This is a genomic window from Pseudoalteromonas sp. APC 3691, assembly GCF_030408135.1.
Classification (GTDB): domain Bacteria; phylum Pseudomonadota; class Gammaproteobacteria; order Enterobacterales; family Alteromonadaceae; genus Pseudoalteromonas.
The window spans coordinates 1-18,821 of sequence record NZ_JASDCB010000019.1; the positions used below are offsets into that span (position 1 = coordinate 1).

The 18,821-nt window shown below is 41.3% G+C and carries 14 protein-coding genes and 1 pseudogene; 2 read left to right on the forward strand and 13 right to left on the reverse strand.

From position 1 onward, the window contains the following. Positions 1-294: 294 nt before the first annotated feature. The 3 genes from QL998_RS08225 to QL998_RS08235 all read right to left on the reverse strand — a co-directional run bounded on the left by QL998_RS08225 (position 295) and on the right by QL998_RS08235 (position 4,374). Positions 295-1,008 (reverse strand): DUF1499 domain-containing protein, encoded by a 714-nt coding sequence (locus tag QL998_RS08225; protein ID WP_010555166.1) that lies wholly within the window; start codon positions 1,006-1,008, stop codon positions 295-297. A gap of 108 nt (positions 1,009-1,116) precedes the next feature. Continuing rightward, a complete protein-coding gene (locus tag QL998_RS08230) occupies positions 1,117-2,457 on the reverse strand; it encodes a DUF1501 domain-containing protein (RefSeq protein ID WP_290192506.1) in 1,341 nt (446 codons plus the stop codon). 9 nt (positions 2,458-2,466) lie between these two features. Next, positions 2,467-4,374 (reverse strand): DUF1800 domain-containing protein, encoded by a 1,908-nt coding sequence (locus tag QL998_RS08235; RefSeq protein WP_182197994.1) that lies wholly within the window; start codon positions 4,372-4,374, stop codon positions 2,467-2,469. Positions 4,375-4,544: 170 nt separating this feature from the next. On the opposite strand from QL998_RS08235, the gene QL998_RS08240 reads away from it, so the two are divergent. Beyond that, positions 4,545-4,760, forward strand: a complete 216-nt coding sequence (locus QL998_RS08240; RefSeq protein WP_010555169.1) for a hypothetical protein — start codon at positions 4,545-4,547, stop codon at positions 4,758-4,760. 112 nt (positions 4,761-4,872) lie between these two features. On the opposite strand, the gene QL998_RS08245 is transcribed toward QL998_RS08240, so the two are convergent. From QL998_RS08245 to QL998_RS08255, 3 genes are all read right to left on the reverse strand, one after another. After that, positions 4,873-5,337: a nuclear transport factor 2 family protein gene (locus QL998_RS08245; protein WP_182197992.1), complete on the reverse strand. Its 465-nt coding sequence runs from the start codon at positions 5,335-5,337 to the stop codon at positions 4,873-4,875. Between the two features lie 91 nt (positions 5,338-5,428). Then, entirely contained in the window at positions 5,429-7,855 is a 2,427-nt protein-coding gene (gene hrpB / locus QL998_RS08250) for an ATP-dependent helicase HrpB (RefSeq protein WP_182197991.1), read from the reverse strand. Positions 7,856-7,938: 83 nt separating this feature from the next. Further along, positions 7,939-8,352, reverse strand: a complete 414-nt coding sequence (locus tag QL998_RS08255) for a group II truncated hemoglobin (protein ID WP_101217759.1) — start codon at positions 8,350-8,352, stop codon at positions 7,939-7,941. Between the two features lie 280 nt (positions 8,353-8,632). Between QL998_RS08255 and QL998_RS08260 the strand changes: the two genes are divergently transcribed. Then, the gene (locus QL998_RS08260; RefSeq protein WP_007581220.1) at positions 8,633-8,830 is read left to right on the forward strand and encodes a CsbD family protein; all 198 of its coding nucleotides are present in this window, start codon (positions 8,633-8,635) and stop codon (positions 8,828-8,830) included. Positions 8,831-8,899: 69 nt separating this feature from the next. Here the strand turns inward: QL998_RS08260 and QL998_RS08265 are convergent. The 7 genes and pseudogenes from QL998_RS08265 to metA all read right to left on the reverse strand — a co-directional run bounded on the left by QL998_RS08265 (position 8,900) and on the right by metA (position 18,795). Next, positions 8,900-11,159 (reverse strand): annotated as a pseudogene (locus tag QL998_RS08265) (molybdopterin cofactor-binding domain-containing protein). Then, complete coding sequence (locus QL998_RS08270; RefSeq protein ID WP_024604026.1) at positions 11,156-11,653, reverse strand: (2Fe-2S)-binding protein; 498 nt, start codon at positions 11,651-11,653, stop codon at positions 11,156-11,158. The pseudogene QL998_RS08265 and the gene QL998_RS08270 overlap by 4 nt, the downstream one beginning before the upstream one ends. A gap of 187 nt (positions 11,654-11,840) precedes the next feature. Further along, positions 11,841-12,614: a hypothetical protein gene (locus QL998_RS08275; protein ID WP_290192507.1), complete on the reverse strand. Its 774-nt coding sequence runs from the start codon at positions 12,612-12,614 to the stop codon at positions 11,841-11,843. Between the two features lie 27 nt (positions 12,615-12,641). Then, positions 12,642-13,991, reverse strand: a complete 1,350-nt coding sequence (locus QL998_RS08280) for a Fic family protein (protein WP_290192508.1) — start codon at positions 13,989-13,991, stop codon at positions 12,642-12,644. Between the two features lie 153 nt (positions 13,992-14,144). After that, complete coding sequence (metH, locus tag QL998_RS08285; protein ID WP_290192509.1) at positions 14,145-16,775, reverse strand: methionine synthase; 2,631 nt, start codon at positions 16,773-16,775, stop codon at positions 14,145-14,147. Between the two features lie 9 nt (positions 16,776-16,784). Further along, complete coding sequence (locus QL998_RS08290) at positions 16,785-17,858, reverse strand: homocysteine S-methyltransferase family protein (protein ID WP_024605362.1); 1,074 nt, start codon at positions 17,856-17,858, stop codon at positions 16,785-16,787. Next, complete coding sequence (gene metA, locus QL998_RS08295) at positions 17,848-18,795, reverse strand: homoserine O-succinyltransferase (RefSeq protein WP_007376156.1); 948 nt, start codon at positions 18,793-18,795, stop codon at positions 17,848-17,850. Before metA ends, QL998_RS08290 begins: the two co-directional genes overlap by 11 nt. Positions 18,796-18,821: the final 26 nt, after the last annotated feature.

Genomic DNA, 18,821 nt, shown 5'->3' on the forward strand with positions numbered 1-18,821 from the left:
CCCACCCTCAAGCACAGTATTGGTCTGACTAAGTATAGGGCGTTGCGTTATTTTGCACGCTGACCCACCAATACTGCCGAAACAGGTTACGGTTAGTTGTGTACCTCTAACTTCTTATGGCTTCCTTCAGACCCCACCGTTGGCCAGTGACGCCCTTGCCATTCAGATTATCTTCCCCTTAGTCAGGGTAATAAGGCATCTTTCAGCCTATCGGGTTTGCCAGCTTCGCTGGGCAAACAAAAAAGCCCAAACAGTGTTTGGGCTCAATCATTAGTACTAGGGCGCTAAATTTAGTTATTTTGCAAGTAAGCTGTTTAATTCATTAATAATTGAATGAATGCGCTCTGCATTTTTTCCTAAATCACTACGCCCTACTCGCGACTTACTACGAATATCAACAAAACGTTGGCTGCCTTCATCTTTAATACGAATAACCACATCGTCTTTAAAACCAAACCACGTTGTTGTATCGGTAGCTTCCACAATACCTGTAGCCGTATTTGCACTTACCAATGCAAAGCCAAGATTTTTAACTGCTTGTTCGCTTGCTGTCATTAAATCGGCTTTAGATTGTGCAAAGCTTAAAGTTACCAGCTCAGGGTATGCTTTGCGTTGCTGTACTGCCGTTTCTTCACCCGCGTATTCTACTGGGTTAGATGCATTTGCACGCAGTGGTGCAATTGCTACAAATTTTGGTGGATTAACTAAATCAGTTGAAATGTCATGAATTGCCGGTACGCCTTCAGCCTTGTTCATCATATTAAGTGGCATAGCAATGGCCACAACCGAAAATACAAGTGCAATAACACCACTGCTTAGCGTTAACGTTTTACGCATAAATAACGCTTGTACTATAAGTAGCACCAATGCAGCGCCACCAGCATAAACGCCAAATTTAAACCCCGTAAACGCAACACCTAATTCTACAATACCAAATTTATACAAAGGCCCTGGCAGTATGACGAGTAAAAAAGCGATTAAACTAACTAAGCTCACTAAAACTTTCATTTTATGATTCCTATATTGTGTGTGATTTTTATTATTAAAACAGATAAGCACTATTAACCAGTAGCTTATACTACTAACAAGTGCTTTTAGATTACTATTAGCGACTAATTACACAAAAAAGTCCAATGTTGTGTGATCAAAGTTACTCAAGTTTGGAAAAATATCAACAAGCTCAGAGCTTGGCACACCAAACCACTGAGCCAATGTGGCAAAGTACTGCTCATTAGCAACACTTGGAATTAAACGCCCGCCACCGGTATCTTGTGGGCCATCCAAATGTTGAGTTAGTAGCTCGCCATATATATTGCCGCCTTTTACTGCGCCGCCCATTACTATTTGGTTTCCTGCCCAACCATGGTCAGTGCCATCGCCATTTGAGGTCAACGTGCGACCAAAATCAGACATAGTAAACGCAGTCACTTTATCTGCCATATCAAGCTCTTTCATCGCGCTATCAAATTCACTTAACCCTTGAGCTAACGTATTTAATAAAGCAGGGTGCGTTGTTAATTGGTTATCGTGCGTATCATACCCCCCCATAGAAACAAAAAACACTTGGCGCTGAGTGCTCAATTTTGCCTGTACGCTAATTGTTTTAGCGACTGCTGAAAATTGCTCACTAAGGCTATTATCGCTAAATGGGGTAATAAGTGCAGGCGCGCTTTCTAACGCGCTGTTCGTTGCTTGAGTGTTATTTATCGCACTTGTTAAGCCATTGGCATAAGCTGTACTTAATGGATGGCTCGTATTGCCTAGTAAGCGGTTCATAATAGAAGTTACGTGCTCGCTACGAGGTTGATACCCTCCAAACGCGTTAATACTACTAATGCCGCTTTTGTTAAGCGCAAATGCATTGCTAGCACTTCCCGTTTGCCATAAATTAGTACCGTCGAGTGATACATTAGCTGCAAACTCATCTTGTAACTCTAAACGCTCTAAAAGTCGTGCGCCCCACCCGCTATTAAGTGATTGTTTTTCTCGACCATACATCCACGCAGCTTGCTGATCGTTATGCGAAAACAAATGCTTAGGCAAACCTATTGCTTTATTTTTATAGTCATTCAATGTTGTGGGAGCGAGTAAAGTACCTACCCCGCCTACAAATGCTAAATTTTGAGATTCAAACACATTTTGTATAGGTTCAAGTGAGGGATGAATACCGACTCCACCGGCAAACTGGCTTTTAATACTTAACTCAAGTGGGCTCTCTACCGCCAGGTTCTGCCTACTTTGCTCGTAAACACTACGTTGCTCGCCTTCAAGCGGAACTAGCATATTTAACGAATCATTCCCTCCGTATAAATACACACACACTAATGCTTTGTAATCTCCTAGCTCAACTGCATTAGTCGCTCCAGTTAATGCTTGTAATTGCAGGCTCGTTAACGCGGCAGCCGATACACTACCTTTTACACATAACGACAAAAACTCTCTTCTATTAATGCTCATTATGCGCTCCTAATACTGCACGTTAAATTCAGGTGAAATAGCAATCATATATAATAAATACGAAACCCGTTCACGGTATTGCTCTTCATTAAAGTAGGCATCTAAATCAAGTAATGCTTGGCGTGTGTCACTGCTCATTGCGCCTGCAAAATATAACGTGTTGTACTGAGCTAATAGCGCGCTAACACCGTTTTTCTCTAAAACATTCATGTCGTCTTGAACATAAATATAAATACTATTTGAATTTAAATCGCTGCGCGCTTCTGCGGTACTCCATACTAAGCTTGCGTAAAGCGCGTTCATGGTGCCAATCAGTGTTGCGTCGTTTGCTATTTGTAATTCTGGTGCAACAATACCTTCATTTCGCAAAGCTGCGGTTTGATAATCAGGCCTAAAAAAGTTAAATACTGAAGCCGATTGCATGGGTCCTTGTCCGTAGCTATTTATTAAATTCCATGTTTTATAATAACCCGCTGGCGATTTAGCATCGAGATTTCGCCAAAACTGTACAGTTTTTAAAATAGGCTCTTTAATTTTACCTTGGTAATTAAGCACTGAGCCAAAATGCCGCGCTTCATCATCTAAATAAATAGCCTTTACTACCGCCGCTAAATCGCCGCGTACACCAGCGCCGTTATCAATAAATACATTAGCTACTCGCTCAACATATTGGGGGGTTGGGTTTGAGGTAATTAATCGCTGAATAAGCTGTTTGCTAATAAACGGCGCAACATTTTGATGATTAAATAAATTATCGAGCCCTATTTGCAATGACTCTTCTGCTGCATAACCTTGTGGTATAACCTCACCGTTTAGTAAGGTTTTTTGTTTACTAGAATGGTACTCGTCAAATGCTTCCATTGGCTTAATATAATCACGACTTTTACGCTTAAATGTTTCACTATCGGCAAACGTCCAACCAGTAAATACGCGTGCAAAACCCTCTATTTCTACCTGTCCGTAAGTGGCAATGGTATTACCTTGTGCATCAAGCTTGGCGCTGCCATCTAGATTTAGTTCTTCAAGGCCAATAGTAAATAACTGCATTACTTCACGTGCGTAATTTTCGTCTGGGCGAATATTAAGTGTATCGTCTGCTTTTTCGTTACCCAAATGGCTTAAATAAGTTCCCATAATAGGCGAAAGCGTGACATCTTCGAGTAAGTCACGATAATTACCAAAGGCATGCTTTAGTAATAAATCGTAATAAGTGATCATGCCCTCAGGTTGCCCTCTTAAGGCACTGTTCTCATCCGACACCACTAATATTTCACTTAACGCAAATGCAACACGTTGACGGAGTTGATCGTCACTTTGCATTACTGCTTTCCACCATGCATCTATGCGGCTTATGTATTTAAAGTCGTCATCGTCATTTAGCTTTACTAAATAATCACGGTGATAATTAATAGGTAGCGCTATTTGTTTATCAAGCCATTGCTGCTCGCTTAAACCTTGTGTGTTTTGTATTTCACTAAGCTTAGGCCCCATTGTTGCTTGGTGTAGTAACCGTGCGGCGCTAATCTCATCCATATTATTGCGCGCTATAAAGCTCAGCGTTTTTACACTGCTTGCCCCTTCATTGTCGGTTGCTGTGATCGAAAAAGCGTAATTAACAGGCTTATAACTTTGCGCATTTAGCAGTGTTACTGAGGTGGTTACTGCCTCTAAAGGCCCGCTAATTAGTTCAGGCCCTTGCGTTTGTTGCCATACAACCGATGTAATAGTGCCGTCTTTATCACTGGCTGTTGCTGTTAGCTCAATTGTTTGGCCCTTACTTAATTCACTAGGAAAATCAGCGACTGACAAAATGGGGATTTTATTTCCGTTAACGGTTGGCGTATCATCTGAGCCTGAACCACCGCAAGCGCTTAGTATAAAAACCGAGCTTGCGATCAGAGCAAATTTATAATGCATGTAAAGTCGTCATCATTTGTTAATTAAAGTACGTTAGTGTGTACCGAGTTTGATGCATTTATTGAAACACAAAATTTACAATTTAACTCTTTATTTTTTGTAACCGAATCATGAACGCCCCATTAATAATGCACTAGCTGCAGGGGTAAACAGCCAGAGCTTTATTATTTATGAAAACAGAAATTCGCTATTGTTTTGAATCTTCACAAGTTGCTAACCGGTTTTTACACGAGCTGAAAGACTGGCCGGTTAACGATGTAAAAACACGACTTTTTAATGGCGGCGATAGTGTAAAAGTGACATACGAATACGACGAAAGTGGTTTTGATTACACCTCAGCCGAGCTCGACGACCTAGCAGAAAAGCATGGCGGAAAAGAAGTTTAAATCCAATAATAACAAGGTATGGAGCCATTTTTCTTGGCGAACGCACTAAACATCAATATTGATAATGCGATCAGTAAATGTTTCATAAATATATCTTTATTGGCTTTATTAGTTATTCGTGGTACTTGCGGATCATCGCCACTTTGCCGCTTTCAATTTCAATCACTTCCATCATTGTGGAGGTGTACTCTATTGGCTGCTTATTTTGCGGATGAATACCTTTTACATAGTTTTTATAACGAATAGCAAAGCCTGTATCGTTAAACACAAATGTATTAAGCAGTGTGCTTTCAAACAATGTGTGCGCACCTAAGTAAAAACTCATACCTTTGCGCATCTGCTTTTTACCATCTGGAGTACGTGAGTCATCCGGTTGATACGGAATATGCTGATTGCCAATATCATCGGTTAACAATGCAAGGTAAGCCTCAAGCTCTTTAGCACCTGCGTTAGGTGCTTGTGTGGCGGTCATTGTTTTATAGTACTGCTGCGCAAACGTATTTAAGTCGAGAGGCTCTTGGGCATGAACCGAAAAGGTAGCAACTAATACCAAACCTAACGTTAAAAGTAACCTCATTGACTATTCCCTGTAGCTAAAAATATTTTATAGGTACATTACATTAGTAAGTTCAATAATCAAACAAAATTAGTTTTAAGTGAATTATCACCTACATCTTGCTCTTTACTCTGTTGGTTGCAACACTGTTGGCAGGGTCGTCTGGCCAAAAATGTTTAGGGTAGCGACCTTTCATTTCCTTTTGCACGTCGCGGTAACTGCTAGCCCAAAAGTGCGCTAAATCTTGAGTAAGTTGCAGTGAGCGTTTACCTGGCGATAGCAACTCCATAAGCAGTGGCAGTTTACCCTTGGCAAGCATAGGCGTACTAGTCAAGCCGTAAACTTCTTGCATGCGCACGCTTAGCTTTGCGGGGCCATCAAGCTGGTATTCTATTTTTATATTTGAGCCACTTGGCACCGTTAAGCGCAGTGGTAACAATGCTTTTAACGCTGTTTGTTGTTGCCAATCAAAACAGTTCTGCAATGCTTCAAAGTAGTTAAACTTTTTAAGCTGCGTAAGCGTTTTAATATCTTCTAAAAACACGCCTAGCCACTGCGCTGCATTTTGAATGAGTTGTTGCTCGTTTATTTGTGGGAATTTATCGGGTATTAAATTACTTGCTAAGCTCATGCGTATCAGCAATTGCTGCGCATCAGGTTGCTCGTTAAATAATGCAAAACCGTGTTTAGCAAATAAGTTAAGCCACGCTTTAGCACGTTCTCTCTTATCTAGTTTTTGTTTACTAGGCTGGCTGGTGAGTGTTATAGCACCAAGCTTTACTTCATCTTGATGAATAAAACGCGCTGATTTTTCATCAAACTCACAACGAGTAAGTTCACTAAATAAATGCGGTAAATACTCTTGTAACTCAAATGGGTTGAGCGCAGTGGCTGTAAATATACGCCCTCCTTTGTGCCCGCCCATGGTTGCTATAGCTAAGTAATCGTCGTTGTGCCAGTAATCGGCATTTAACTCAGCACCTGCACCATTGGCAAGTAGGTAACCATTACCGCGTTTTTTAGCAATACGATCTGGATATGCCAATGCCACCAACAAACTAATATAATGCGTATTTAATTCGCTGTTTTCGTTTTTTACTTTTAAGCGGCTTTGCCAATATTTTAACTGTTGTTTAAATACCGGATGCGGACGTTGTTGTTGGCTATGTAGCGCTAAACTCAACTCGTTTGCACTGTTTACTCGGCTCTCAAGTAATGCCACTAAATAAATAGCGAGCCTAAAAATACCAGAGAGTTGGTCATCAAGTATTTGTGCTTTTAATAGCATATGCGCCAAACGAATATCAGCACCAAAACCTAGCATTTTACTGCCAAGCGGTGTGAGCTTACCTTTGCTATCAATAGCTTCAAGCATATTAAGCAGGTTACTTGCTTGCTCGCATTGTTGCTCAGTGGGCTTATCGAGCAAGGTTAGCTCATCAATACTGGCTCCCCACTGCTTTGCCTCAAGCATAAGTTGGCTTATGTCTGATGTGAGTATTTCGGGATTGTCGTGGCTATTACGTCTCTCAAAGGTTTGCTTTGAGCCAATTCGATAAACAATGCCCGGCTCTATTCGCCCTGCACGCCCTGCACGCTGCACAGCAGACGAGCGCGATATACTTTGTGTTGTGAGCTCAGTGACCCCTGTTTTTAAATTAAAGGTAGCTGCACGGCGCTTGCCGCTGTCAATTACAATGCGTATGCCTTCAATAGTTAAACTGGTTTCGGCTACATTGGTGGTAAGCACTACTTTGCGCATGCCGTTTGGTGCAGGAGCAATAGCAGCTTGCTGATTGGCTTTATCTTGCTCGCCAAATAGCGTTGCTACTATGCAGTTACTGGGTAAATCGCTAAGTGCTTGTTGCACGCGTAGTATCTCAAATTGCCCAGGTAAAAATACCAATGCGCTACCTGTTTGCTCATTAAGTGCTTGTTTTATTATGGTAGGAATTGCATCGAGCCAACGGCTTTCATCTTTTATGGGTATGTATATTTCGTCTATTGGGTAGCTGCGACCGCTTGATTGAATTACAGGGCAGTCAAAAAACGCTGTATAACGCTCAGTATCAAGAGTTGCCGACATAAGCATAATGGTTAAATCTTCACGCAGCGCACTTTGGGTCTCGAGCGCAAAGGCAAGTGAGGTATCGGCTGCAATTGAACGCTCATGAAATTCATCAAATATCAGTAAATCAATATCGCTTAATTCGGGGTCGTTTTGCAACATGCGCGTTAGCATGCCTTCGGTGACTATCTCGAGGCGCGTATTAGCGCTTACTTTACTCTCGCCCCTAATCCGCAAGCCCACACTTTGCCCAACACTCTCGTTTTGGCACTTTGCTAAGTAGCTGGCTATATTACGAGCAGCTAAACGGCGAGGCTCTAGCATTACAATACGTTTAAAATGCCCATCGCGCATTAGTTGCAGCGGCAACCACGTAGATTTACCCGCACCAGGCGGCGCTTGTAATAACGTAATAGGATTACTTTGTAATGTAGTAACGAGTTGTTGATATATGTCTTGAACCGGCAGCACAGCTATTTACCCTAAATTGCTTTGCAGGCATTGTAACAAAAAACCGCAGCGACACCGCGGTAGATGTTTATTAATAATTGCTATTAACTACCCGACACCATTCTAATTCGATCTGCAGGCACTCGTAATTGCTGCATTAAGTAAATTTTAAATGGTGCTTCGTAAGGTTGCCCATCAACCGCTTTTTGCATGCATAAAAGCCATGCATCACTTTGCTCAATTCCTACATGTAAATGTTTGTGCGCTTGAGGAATGTTAATACTGCCAAAATGTTCAGCGTATAATTTAGGACCACCTAACCAGCCCGACAAAAAATAAGCGAGCTTTTTTCGCGATGCCGATAAGTCTTTTGAATGCATACTCCTTATATTTTCAGCCTCTTTTAAAGCGTCCATATTATCGTAAAACGCATTCACCAATTGTGTAATACCTGCTAACTCACCTGCCATTTTGTATGAGCAGTCACCCACTCCATATTCACACGTCTTAGTATTCATAACTCACTCAGCTTAACTACTTTGTTTAATACCTGCATATTAGCTTAAAACAAAAATTTAAGAATGAGTTACATCAAAGCGGCGTAACTTATGTCAGCAATAATTACAGGCTGCTATGTATATTTTTTAATAAATAGCGCAATATTAAAAACAAAATCGCTCAACATAAAAATATAACCAACTGATAATAAAAGCAATAAAACCATTATTATTCATTGGTACAAGGCTTGCTACTTTATAACTGACAGTTAATTCACTAACCTAAAGTAAGGATAAACTTATGAACAGCGATCGTATCGAAGGTAATTGGAAAGAACTTAAAGGTAAGGCTCAACAAAAATGGGGCGATCTTACCAACGACGATTTAGATAAAATTGAAGGTAGCCGTACAGAGCTAGTTGGTAAAATTCAGCAGCAATACGGTAAATCTAAAGAAGAAGCAGAGCGTGAAGTTGATGAGTTTGAAAAAGGTCGTTAAACCGCGTTAACCGCTTTTAAAAAAACCGCCATTTGGCGGTTTTTTTTGTTTAAGCTGTAGGTTATTTAGTTACGCTTTTAATTGGTTACCAATCGGTAACTGACTAATACGCTTTCCGCACGCTGCAAAAATAGCATTACATAATGCTGGCGCATAAACTGGTGTAGACGGCTCGCCTACTCCTGCTGGTGGTGCATCACTTTGTACAATTTCAACTTCAATCTCAAGAGGTGAGTCGCTCATACGCGGTACACGATAATCATGAAAGTTACTTTGCTGTACGCGCCCTTTATCAAAGGTAATACCATCGCTGATTGCAGTGGTAATACCATAAATAGAGCCACCTTGGGTTTGATTTTTAACTGTGTCGGTGTTTACAACCGTACCCGCATCAATGGCAACCCACGATTTAATTACGTTTAAATCGCCAGCATCCGACACTTCTACTTCAACTACCGTAGCTACATAAGTTAAAAAGCTTCTATGCGCTGCTATGCCTAAACCTCGACCTTTAGGAAGTTCTCGACCCCATTTACTCATGTCAGCTACTTTTTCAATAACATGGCGCAGCCTGCCAATATCTAAAGGATAAACCGCTTTATCGCCACCGTAATTATCGTATGTAGCATTTTGCTCTGTTACATCAACAATACGACTCGGACCTATAGTGTCTAGTAAATAGTCTTTTTGGTCGCGACCGGCTTTGTGCGCTGCTTCACCAATAAATGACTGAATAGCAAAGGCATGAAAAATATTTGATACAGAACGCATCCAACCAATTCGTGCTTTAGCAGGCGCATCACCGTTTTCTAACTTCATGTTAGGTGTGTTAATAGGGTTATCGGTAAATCCTAAGCGCAGTTCAAAGCTTCCCGGCGTAGTCGCCCCTTCTGAAAAGGTAGAGGTAATTGGTGAAAACGCGGTGCGGTGTAAATACGATTCTATTGCGCCATTTTTATCTAGCGATGCTTCAATGTGCTGAGCCGAAACAGCATGGTAAAAACCATGTTGTATGTCGTCTTCACGCGTCCATTGCACACGAATAGGTTTGCCTACTTTCATTGAAAGGTAAGCCGCTTCTGCTGAAAAGTCAGGTTTTGACTTACGCCCAAAGCCGCCCCCTAACATGGTAACGTGAACATTAATTTTGCTCTCATCCATGCCAAGCATTGCAGCCACTGTTTTCATATCGGCTTGTGGATTTTGCGTAGCAGCCCATATATCAACACTGTCTTTGTTGTACATAGCTGTTGCACAAGGCGGCTCCATTGGTGCTTGAGCAAGATGCGGTGCGTAATAATCAGCTACCAATTTATTGCTCGATTTAGCCAACACGCCCATGGCATCGCCTTTATCACGTATGTTTGCCTGTGGAGTTTGTACTGTTTGTAATAATGACTTTTTAAATTCTTCTGAATTGTAATCGCCATTTTTGCCATCATCCCACACCACTTTTAATGCTTTACGCCCTTGCCATGCAGCCCATGTGTTTTTAGCTATAATCGCAATGCCACCTTTTGGCTGAAACTGCGGTGCGCCTTTTGGTGCAGGTATTTCAATAACATCTATAACGCCGTTTATCGCTTTTGTAGCACTGGCATCAAATGACTTCAACACCGCCTACTACCGGCGGGCGTTCAATTATAGCCACCAGCGCTTGTGGTGCGCGTACATCGGCTGCAAATATTGCTTTACCTGTTACTAAATCGGCTAAATCTATGTGCGCCATGCCGGTATTAATGTAACGCCATTCTTTGCGCGTTTTAAGCGTTAGTTTGTCAGCTTCTGGTGGCGTTATTGTAAGCGCTAAGTCGATTAAATCTTTATAAGTAAGCGATTTACCTGAGCTGTGTGTAACGACGTGTTGATTAGCAGTACAGGTTTGTGGATCAACTTTCCAAAACTTAGCGGCAGCATGCTGCATCATGTAACGTACACTTGCGCCCATTTCACGCAGGCGCTGCATGTTGTAGCGGATACTGCGCGAGCCATCGGTATTTTGATCGCCGTATTTAGGGTCGCCCTTACCCTGAATAACAATAACCTTATCCCACGCGGCTTCCATTTCATCGGCAACTATTTGTGCAATCGCGGTGCGAATTTGCTGACCCATTTCAGAGCGATGGCACGTTATTTCAACCATGCCGTCTGGGCGCAGTGCAATAAATAAGTTTGCGCGTTTTGCCAGCTCAGATGGCTGCTCTAACACACCCGCAAATGCTCTTGGCGCACTGCCTACAAAATAGGTACCGAGTACCAACGCACCTATTGCACTGGTTTTTAAAAACTTACGGCGGTTTAAATCAAAATATTTATTATTTTGGTTCATACTTCTTCCCCTTGTTCATTTGGGTCAAAATACTGAACACTCGCCATTGTTTTAGCAGCTGATTTAATTGCTTTATGAATACGCGGGTATGTACCACAACGGCAAATATTTCCCGACATATTACTTACTATTTCATCGTCGGTTGGGGTTGGGTTTGCAGCTAATAAGCTTGCAGCTTGCATCATTTGGCCGCACTGGCAAAAACCACACTGCGGTACCTTATGCTCTATCCATGCTTGTTGTACTGGATGGTCGCCCTGCTCGCTTAACCCTTCAATTGTTGTAATTGAAAGACCCGCTACTGCCGCTACAGGTAATACACACGAGCGCTGAGCTACCCCATCTATATGCACAGTACACGCACCGCACTGCGCCATACCACAGCCAAATTTAGGCCCAGTTAAATTCAATTCGTCTCGGAGATACCATAATACTGGCGTTGACGGATCGCCAGAAAACTCATGTTTATTATCATTAATGGTAAGCGTGATCATACTAAACTCCTTGGCAAAGCGCTTTACAGGAGGGTTCCTTGTTGCGCGAGAACTATTTTTAATTACTTACTATTTTATACTTACTACTTTTAGCCTACCACTTAGATCTATTTTACAAAAATACTAATTATTAGAACGTTTAACTGTTGAAAACAGATCTACATTATCAAGCATACTAAAACATACATTAATGAGTGCTTATAACATTTTCAAATAGTAATCGCTCATCGTCTTTATAAACTTCAAGCCAACCTGGTGGTGATGTATCGCAGCCAATAATAGTTACGTGTAGCACATAACTATAGCGACCATTTTTAAACGTATAATGATGATTCCCGCCGCTGCCCTCAAATGTAATATCGCCATTTAGTAAAACCATATCAGGCTTGTCACTTGGCTTTTTATTAATACCCCACACTGCATAACGGTAATTTCCATCACCTAAATCATCAACACGAATATGGTAGTTAGCCGTTTTCCAATCGAGTATTGGTTTTTTAAAAGTATTGATACTTGAATGCAAAGATTGCTTACCTTGTTCGATTAAGCTTTTAGCAAGTGCCTGCTCTTTAGTATTTTGTGTATTTACAGCAATAATTTTACCGTCGGTATCTACCCACATAACGCCGTTATTTAGCATAATGCCGCGCCAACCTACTTTATCCCAATCAGTATCAATTTTTGAACTGGCAATAACTGCTACTAACTCATCATTAAACACTTCATCAAAGCGGTTGATAAACTCAGCTTCATTTTTAATGTCAGGTATCGGATATCGTCGTTTTAGCGGGTAACGAATAAGTGCAGCAATTACAGGTTTATCGTGATCTGCAAAGGCTGCAATAACAGGTAAAACGAACTCGTGATATTTTTGCTCAAGAGCAAATGTGCTAGATGTAAAAAGTAGGCATAACCACAATACTATGTGGTAATGCCCTTCAAAGTTGAACCTGATCTTCATTTAAAGGTTCTAATATAACGAAACTAATTATATTTTTAGTTTTTCTCTTAACCCTGCAGGAGATAGATATCTAATAGCTTTGCTTTTTTTACTTTTCGTAGCAATTAAAAGATCTGCATCAACTAATCCATTTAAATATGTTCTTGCTGTGTTCTCATTAATATCAAATTCTATGGAAACCTGTTTAGTAGTAAATATTTTACCTGGATGCTTTACAGCTTCTTTGAGCAACTCTAATTGACCTCGCTTGAAGTTCTTTGATAGAGGGCTTTTTTCGATCCACTCCATGAATTGATAAAATTCACTTTTTTTAGATTCTATGTGAGTATTTAATGAATTAACCGCTTTCATGACAACATCAACTTGATGATAAATAAAGTAAGTTAAGTCAAATTCGTCTGTTTCTGTATAAACAAATGCTGCATCATAATCACTTCTCTTTTCTTGGATTAGCTTACTAATTGACACATATTCAAATAACCAATAACCAGAACTGAGCATATACCAATAAAAAATAGCTCTGGCGGTTCTTCCATTCCCATCCCCAAAAGGATGAATGTAACCGATCATGAAATGTAAAATAATCGCTTTAACTAATGGATGTATAAACGTGTCGCTATTAGCCCCATCATGCTTTTCATTTGCAAAATCACATAAAGATAATAACCTTTCCTTTAAAGAAGAGAAGCATGGAGGTGTATGCGCTAATTCATTGTAGAGGTTTGAAACGGCTATATCATTGTCTTCTCTTAAAGCTCCTGAAATCGCATCATTATCAATAGCTTTATATGTGGCAATTGCATGAAGCTCTAGTATTAGCTCTATAGAAAGAGCTTCATCTTTTCTCTCTAGTGCTTTTTTCATCAAAAGGTAATTATTGAAAATCATTTGTTCAGATTTATCGATAGGTTGCCTTTTTGTTTCAAGCATTTCTTTCGCTATTTTCCTCGTTGTAGATGCACCTTCTAGTTGAGAAGATGTTATTGCTTCTTCCATCATTAAGCTCTTAACCAGGTACCTATCTTTTTCTTTTGTAGTAATAAATGAACCATCACCAATCGCATGCCCACCACCAGATAATTTATCGATCTGATGAAGTAATGCATGAAGGGAATCTGGAATGCAGTAAGTGAATTGTTTATTTTTTTCTGCAACTAATGATATTTTTTTTGATATAGTTTTCCTTGACAGCTTCGTAGCGACCCAAGCAGCTTGTTCTGATATATCTTTAGGTATACGCCATATAAATTTATCCCAGTGGAGATATTTCCCTTCTGAATTTGTAGGACCAAACTTCCCTAAAAGTGGAATAAACTCATCAGGAGGTGTAATAGATAGTAACTCGTTTAATGGTTTGGGAACTCTAATTCTTGCCATAGTAAAACACCTAAACTTAATTTTTATATAATGAGTTTACTTATAATTAAAAACTCGTCAACGTAAAAAAACAAATTTAAGTTTAGGTAAATAACTTTATACCAAAAGCGAGCTTAATTAGGCTCGCTTTTATTTTAACTGACAGCTGTTCTATTACTCCGGATCATACCCCAAATTAGGCGATAGCCATCTTTCAGCTTCTGCTAGCGTCATATTAGTTCGTTTAGCGTAATCTTCTACTTGATCGCGTTGTATCGCTGCTACTGCGTAGTATTTAGCCTCAGGGTGTGAGAAGTACCAACCTGAAACAGCAGCACCTGGCCACATAGCGTACGAGCTAGTTAGCTGCATACCAATGCGTTTTTCGGTATCGAGCAACTGCCAAATTTTCTTTTTTTCGGTGTGCTCTGGGCACGCAGGGTAACCTGGCGCTGGGCGAATACCTTGGTAGTTTTCGCGTATTAGCTCATCGTTTGCTAGGTTTTCGTCTGGTGCAAAACCCCAATACTCTTTACGTACTTTTTCGTGTAAGTATTCTGCAAACGCTTCTGCGAGCCTGTCGGCAACCGCTTTAATCATTATTTTGTTGTAATCGTCTTGCTGTGCGTCAAACGCATTTGCTAAGTCGTCTTCTTCTAGGCCACCCGTTACTGCAAATGCGCCAAAATAGTCTGGTGTGCCTTTGGGTGCTATGTAGTCGGCTAGGCAGTAGTTAGCAAAGTCGGTTTTTTCGGTTTGCTGACGTAAATGGCATGAGGTCGTTAATAACTCTTTGCGTGTTTCGTCGGTGTATATTTCTATGTCGTCCCCTACGCGGTTAGCAGGGAATAAACCAATTACGCCAAGTGGTTGCAAACTACCTGCTTTTTCAAGGTCATCTAACATATCGTTAGCGTCTTTAAATAAGCTTTGCGCTTGCTCGCCTACTACTTCGTCGGTCATTATGCGCGGGTATTTACCGGCGATTGACCACGTCATAAAGTATGGCGTCCAATCTATGTATTTACGCAAAGTGGCAATGGATACGTTTTTAAACTCGATCACGCCGAGCTTTTTAGGCACTGGTGGCGTGTAGTTATCCCAATCGAGTTGTGCTGCGTTATCGCGTGCGCGCTGGATTGTAACAGGCTTAGAGCGAGGTTTTTTACGCGCTTGTTGCTCGCGTACTTTTACATATTCAGCTTGGGTTTTTTCTAAAAAACCAGGCTTATGCTCTTTTGATAATAAATTAGATACTACACCTACCGCACGGCTGGCATTACTTACATACACTACGCCTTTGTCATATTGCGGCTCAATTTTTACTGCGGTGTGCGCTTTAGAAGTAGTTGCACCACCAATTAACAGCGGCAGTTCAAAGCCACGGCGTTTCATTTCTTTTGCTACGTGTACCATTTCGTCAAGCGATGGGGTAATTAAGCCCGATAATCCAATAATATCAGCTTTTTCGTCGATGGCGGTTTGCAGTATTTTATCAGCCGGTACCATTACACCTAAGTCGATTACTTCATAGTTATTACATTGCAGTACAACACCCACAATATTTTTACCTATGTCGTGTACGTCACCTTTTACGGTCGCCATCACTATTTTACCGTTAGTTGCACCTTCTTCTTTTTCGGCTTCAATAAATGGGTCTAAGTAGGCTACGGCTCGTTTCATTACGCGCGCCGATTTAACCACTTGTGGTAAAAACATTTTACCTGCGCCAAATAAATCCCCTACTACGTTCATGCCATCCATTAACGGCCCTTCAATTACGTGAATAGGTTTATCGGCAGCAGCGCGGCACTCTTCGGTATCTTCATCTATAAAGGTAGTAATGCCTTTTACAAGCGCGTGCTCAAGGCGTTTTTCAACAGGCCATGTGCGCCATTCTAAATCTTCTACTCGCTCGGCTTGTGCCATACCAGAGTATTTTGGTGCAAGCTCTACTAAACGCTCGCCTGCACCTGGGTCTGTGTTAAGTATTACGTCTTCAACGGCTTTACGAAGCTCTTCTGGGATGTCGTCGTAAACGGCGAGTTGCCCTGCATTTACAATGCCCATATCCATACCCGCTTTTATGGCGTGATATAAAAACACCGAGTGAATGGCTTCACGTACGGGGTTATTACCTCTAAACGAAAACGATACATTTGATACACCGCCCGACACTTTACAGTGCGGCAAATTTTGCTTAATGCGGCGTGTACCTTCAATAAATTCTACGGCGTAGTTGTCGTGCTCTTCTATCCCTGTGGCTACGGCAAATATATTAGGGTCGAAAATAATATCTTCTGGCGCAAAGCCAATGTCTTCTACCAATATTTTATAACTGCGCGCACATATTGCGAACTTACGGTCTGCCGTGTCGGCTTGCCCGTCGGTATCAAACGCCATTACAACAGCGGCTGCACCAAAGCGTTTTATTATTTTAGCTTGGCGAATAAACGGCTCTTCGCCCTCTTTTAACGATATTGAGTTAACAATTGCCTTGCCTTGAATACACTTTAAGCCGGCTTCTATTACTTCCCACTTTGAGGAGTCGACCATAATTGGTACGCGTGAAATATCAGGCTCTGAGGCTATTAAGTTTAAAAACTTAACCATGGCGGCTTTTGAATCCAACATGGCTTCGTCCATGTTTATATCAATAACCTGTGCGCCGTTTTCTACTTGTTCACGTGCAACTGTTAACGCTGCTTCAAAATCTTCTTCCATGATTAGGCGTTTAAACATAGCCGAACCAGTTACATTGGTACGCTCACCAACATTGGTAAATACTGCTATTTGTTGGGTCATGTTGGCTCCTTAATTTAAGTTACAGGCTTCAAGGCCTGATAAACGCATGCGTACTTCAAGCTCTGGCAATTGGCGTGGTTTAACGCCCGCTAGACCTTTTGCAAAAGCACGAATATGCGCAGGCGTGGTGCCACAACATCCACCTACTATATTAATAAAGCCCGATTTACCCCAATCGATAATTTCGGCTGCCATTTCAGGCGCTTCTAAGTCGTATTCACCAAACTCATTAGGCAAGCCCGCATTAGGGTGTACCGATGTAAAGGTTTCGCACACGCGCGAAAGCTCTTCTACATATTGGCGCAGTAAATCAGGGCCAAGCGCGCAGTTTAAACCAATCGAAATAGGCTTAATATGGCGAATAGAGTTATAAAATGCTTCGGTTGTTTGCCCAGAAAGCGTACGGCCAGAAGCGTCAGTAATAGTGCCCGAGATCATAACTGGTAATGTGCGCCCTGCTTGTTCAAAGGCTTCTTCTACACCAAACGAGGCGGCTTTTGCATTAAGCGTGTCGAATATAGTTTCGATTAGTATTAAATCGGCGCCGCCTTCCATTAATGCAAGGGTAGACTCTACATACGCAGTAACTAGCTTATCAAAAGTAACGTTTCGGTAACCCGGATCGTTTACGTCTGGCGAAATTGAACACGTTTTAGATGTCGGCCCTAAAACACCGGCTACATAGCGCGGTTTTTCTGGCGTTTTAGCCGTAAATTCATCGCAAATTGCGCGTGCTAATTTAGCCGACTCTAGGTTTATTTCACGGCTTAGGTTTGCCATGTCGTAATCTTCCATCGAAATAGTGGTCGAGTTAAACGTGTTGGTTTCGATAATATCGGCGCCCGCTGATAAAAAACCACGATGAATATCAGTGATTAAGTCGGGCTTGGTTAGGCTTAATAAATCGTTATTACCTTTAATTAATACATGCCAGTCTTTAAAACGCTCTCCGCGATAGTCTTCTTCTTCTAGCTTATGATCTTGGATCATGGTGCCCATTGCGCCATCTAAAATTAAAATGCGTTCTTTTAATGCGGCACTTATTTCGGCTTGCTTATTATTTGTAGGCGCGTTATTCGGCATAGTTGTTAGTCCTCACGTCTTGGCTAACTAAATTAATATCATACGGTGTGGTTTGGTACACGTAGTAATTTAACCAGTTCGAAAAAAGTAAAAAAGCATGGCTTTGCCACGTTTTTGAAGGTTGTTTGGTTGCATCGTCATCCGGAAAGTAATTTTCGGGTTTTGGTGCATTAGGGCTTTTTTTACAATCGCGCTCGTATTCTGCTTTTAGCGAGTCGGCGTCGTACTCTGGGTGGCCGGTTATAAACACTTGGCTACCCGATTTATTTTTAAGTAAGTAAGCCCCTACTCGCTCAGAACCTGCCAGTACAACTAGCTCATCACAGGCGTTTATTTTATTTATATCAATGTGGCCGTAGCGTGAGTGCGGTACCAAAAAGGTGTCGTCGAATCCGCGAGTCAGTGCACCGTGATCAAAATAACATTGGTGGGTAAATACGCCACACAGTTTATCGTCTTTTAAATCGCGCTTTAAATTGTAACGGTGATATAACGCTGCATGTGCTGCCCAACACGAAAATAACGTAGAGGTAACGTGTTGCTCAGCCCAATCAATAATGACTTTTAGCTCATCCCAATACGCTACATCGTCGTATTCTAAATGGGCAAGTGGCGCGCCAGTTACAATTAACGCATCGTAATTGTTGTCTTTAACCTCAGAAAAATAACGATAAAAGGTATCAAGGTGCTCTTCTGAATTACTGCTACTGCGGTGAGTGTCGAGGCGCAGTAGCTCTACGTTAACTTGCAAAGGCGAGTTGGCAAGCAAACGAATAAACTGAACTTCGGTTTCTACTTTATTAGGCATTAAGTTTAAAATAGCCAAACGCATTGGGCGTATTTCTTGCGTTTTTGCACGTGTTTTTGGCATTACAAATACGTTTTCTTGACGTAAACGTGCAATTGCCGGCAACTCGTCTTTTACTGTAATTGGCATATTTTTACTCCTGCTCATAAAAACCG